Origin of the sequence: Micromonospora sp. NPDC007271 (assembly GCF_040634005.1) — a bacterium.
GTDB lineage: Bacteria > Actinomycetota > Actinomycetes > Mycobacteriales > Micromonosporaceae > Micromonospora.
The window spans coordinates 1-3,719 of the sequence record NZ_JBEYER010000193.1; the positions used below are offsets into that span (position 1 = coordinate 1).

General features: G+C 69.5%; 2 protein-coding genes and 1 pseudogene. 1 reads left to right on the plus strand and 2 read right to left on the minus strand.

Features of this window, described 5'->3' with window-relative positions; translation table 11 throughout:
- Window positions 1-179: 179 nt before the first annotated feature.
- Complete coding sequence (locus ABZ570_RS33615; protein WP_358072176.1) at window positions 180-1,370, minus strand: S8 family serine peptidase; 1,191 nt, start codon at window positions 1,368-1,370, stop codon at window positions 180-182.
- A gap of 249 nt (window positions 1,371-1,619) precedes the next feature.
- The gene (locus ABZ570_RS33620) at window positions 1,620-1,898 is read right to left on the minus strand and encodes a hypothetical protein (protein WP_358072178.1); all 279 of its coding nucleotides are present in this window, start codon (window positions 1,896-1,898) and stop codon (window positions 1,620-1,622) included.
- Between the two features lie 1,082 nt (window positions 1,899-2,980).
- Between ABZ570_RS33620 and ABZ570_RS33625 the strand changes: the two are divergent.
- Window positions 2,981-3,719, plus strand: a pseudogene (locus ABZ570_RS33625) (hypothetical protein); the annotation flags it as partial.

Here is a 3,719-nt window from a genome sequence, read left to right on the forward strand (position 1 = left end):
CCGCAACGACGGCACCGAACCTGTCAGGTTCATCCGCGTCACCCACGTCACCGCCCAGTAGTGCTTTGTTAGGTTCTATGGCCCCTGCCGGCGGGTCCTGATCGCCGGCCGCCCCGGCCGCCGTCTACTCGGGGTCGGGGCGCCAGCGCGGTCGGAGTCGGGGCCTGCGTGGCAGCGTGTCAGGTGCGGGGTGCCGCGACAGCGGCCTGAGCGTCGACGATGCCCCAGCCGTACGCTGGCGTGTAGACACCGCGCAGACCGACGACGGGCGTGCGGGCGGTCGACATCAACACCGAGTACACGTTGTCCAGGCTGCGGCCCTGTGCGAAGAGCAGCGCCGCCACTCCCGACACATGTGGCGTGGCCATTGAGGTGCCGGCGTACGCGTCATAGTCGCCCTGCCCGCAGGCGGCCGCACCGGTACCGGTCGGGACGCTGGACCACACGTCGTCGTCGCAGTTGACGAGGCCGGCACCACCGGGAGCCGCAACGGCCTTCAGGTCGGCTTTCACGCCCAGGTTGGAGTACCACGCCTTCAGTTCGTTCCGGTCCGTGGCGGTGACGCAGAGTGCGCCGGGCTCCCACGCCGGGGTGTCGCAGAGGGGTGCCGTCTCGTTTCCCGCGGCGGCGATCACGGCCACGCCCTTCGTCTGCGCGTACACGATCGCCTCGGTCACGTCGGACTCGAGCCCGACCAGGGTGAGGGCCTGGGAACCCGGCAGCGCGCCGAGGCTCAGGTTGACCACCTGGGCGCCGTGGTCGGCCGCGTAGCGGATACCGGCCGCGATGTCGGCGAAGCTGCCGCTGCCCGCCTCCAGCACCTTGATCGGCATGATCTTCGCGTCGGGGGCCACCCCCGCGACGCCGGCACCGTTGCCGGTGGCCGCGGCCGCGATGCCCGCCACGTGGGTGCCGTGCTCGTCTCCCGCGTCCGGCTCGCCGTCGGGCCCTCGCCAGTCGCCGTTACCGCAGGAGGCCGGACCGCAGTCGACGAAGGTCGCGCCGGGGACCAGCTTGGACTGAAGGTCCGGGTGCCTCAGGTCGACGCCCGTGTCGACGACGGCGATCACGACGTTGCTTCCCGTGCTGATCGCCCAAGCCCGCTCGGCGCGGATCTGCTGCAGGCCCCATTGCTTGTCGTACAGGGGGTCGTTGACGGCCGCCTGCGCGGGCGCTGCGGTGACGGCAACGAAGGCGGTGGCCGCCACCGTGCTGGCAAGTAGCCGGGTCATCACCATGAGATCCCTCCTCAATTCGATGTCCATTGATATGGAGATCGGTGATCGTGCGCGAAACGCAACAGGGTTCGTAACTCGACAGACCCGAGCAAGCCGGACTCGGCCCACGACGAGTGGCTTGGGCGCGGACATGCGGCACCATGCCGCAGAGTGCGGGATCAACCGCCTCGACGAGGGGCTGTGGCTGCACATGCTGCGATCGGTCGCCGATGGCATGATCGCCTGGTTCTGCCGCCTCGACACGCTCGATACCTCGGGGCGAGCCGCCACTCAGTGGAGGGGGCCACGCCGGCAGAGGTGGCCGGCCCGGGTTCGGCTGGAAGTCGAGGTCGGTTGTGTCCTGCCTCAGCCCTCTTCCGTCGGCGCGAGCCCGCCGAACTATCAGCGGTTGGGCAGGAGTGCGACGAGTTGCGTCAGTCCGGCGATGAGGGTCTGGTAGCCGGCGTCGGAGAGCTTGTTCTCCTTCCGCAGCTTAGCCACCTTTTCGCCGAATTCAGCGAGTTTGTCCCGGGCCTTGTCGACCTTGCCGTCCGCGAGCTTCTCCGCGGCTTCCCGAAGCCGCTTTGTCAACTCCTTGCCGGCGTCCCGGTCCAACTGTCCATCCCGTGCGAGCCCGAGGACTGTCGTGTGCAGTCCGGCGATGAGGTCGACCGGGCGCAAGCTTGGCCGAGGGGACGGCTTCGCAGGCTTCGAGGAGGAGGGGGAGGCAGACGGGGAGGCAGACGGGGAGGCAGTTGGCGCGCCGGTCGCCTCCGATTCGGCTACCTCTGGTATCGGAGCCTCCGTAGGCGCAGTAGCCGCTGGTGCAGAAGCCAGCCGCTCGGTATCCCCGCCGGAAAACGCGACGGTCACGGCGGCAAGAATCACCGCGACCAGAGCACCAACGACCGCCGCCCACATGAACCAGCGCGTCTTGTCGGGGCCAGGTGCCTGCCGCCCGCCGATCAGCCTCAACGGCATCGTGGGCGAGTTCGCACCCGACTGGTAAGGGCTAGGCGTGCCAGACATGGCGAGCATCATGCCAGAGCCGCCGGGGCGCTCGGGCGGAGAGCAGGCGTCGCAGCCTCGCCCGGAATCGCCCTGCAACAAGTGCGGGTCGGCTGGGCCGTCAAACCGGCCAAAGAGGACCGACGACCACGGCGAGCGCGGCCGCGTTGACCTGTACACACCCCCTTCCCAGGGTCTACCGGCGGCGATGCCCGTAACGGCACGGCCGTCCGCAACGCCTCCTTTTGTGGAGAGAACGGGCCTAAACAGCTTCCCTGGTGAGCGGTTCCAGACCCAGGGTGCCGTCGGTCCGGCCGTTCAAGGCGCAGAGGGAGTTCGCATGGTTGAGACCCCACCGTCAATCCCAGCTCCGCAGCCCCGGCCAGCCCGCCGCTCCGCTGCCACCGCCTCGCCGAAATCCACAACCAGAACCCCCGCCAATGCGGACGGGGCTGCCCAGGTTGCCCAGCCGGTACCCGGGGAAAGGCAGCGCGTCGCCTGCAGGCACTGCCGGCGACCCCTGTTCAAGGACTCGATCTGGGGGTGGATGCACGAGGGTCGCCAATACCTGTGCCAGGATCCGGCCACGGGCGAGTTGCTGTGCCAGCCCGCTACACCCGCTTAGCGACTCCGTCGCATGCCCGTCTGCGACGGGCTCCAGATCGTCTGTTCGCCGGATGTCTGGATGGACTTTCGGCCGATGGTGAGTAAGGTCAGTTAGCGGTCCGTAACTGTGCTTGAGGAGGCCGGCGACCGTGGCCGAGAGATCGACCGCTCGTTCCGCCGATCACGCTGCCCACCCGGAGTACGAAGGGCGACACGGGAGGCACCGGCACCACCAGTACGAGGATCAGTACGAGGGGGCGCACCACCAGCACGGGCAGGCGTATCGGAGGTCCGACCCGCTGGCCTACCCCGCACCCGGGTACGACGAGCCCGGCCGGGCCGAGCTGTACGACGAGCACGACCACGCCTATCCGGATGAACGCCGGGGCCATGAGTGGTACCGGCCGGTCGATGCCAGTTCGGACCACGAGGATGCGTACGGAGCACAGCTGGACGCCCTACCGGAGGCGGGCTACGCCGCCGAGGGTTACTACCGGCACGATGTTTCCGCCGGCTGCAACGAGTACGGCCACAAGGAGTCCGGCCCGCAGCCCCCTGAGGCGGAAGAGGGCGCGCGGCCCCGAGGGAAGCACAGTCGCGGGCGGGTTGCCTACTCGCGGCCGGCTCGTCGGCGGCCCCGCTGGCTGATTCCGATCGGGGGACTCGCGTTGGGGGCGGTGCTCTGCGCTCTGCCGTTCCTGCGGGAGCCGGGCGCGGCACCGGAAGCCGGGCCGCCGGTATCGGCGGCCACCACCCCGCCGAGCCCGTCCGAGGAGCCGATTGCCTTTTCGGAGGTACCGTCGACGCCGCCCAGTTCCGCAACACCCCGTACCTCCTCTGCCACGCCCAGCGCCACGCCGTCGGTCACGCCGTCCGCAACACCGAGCG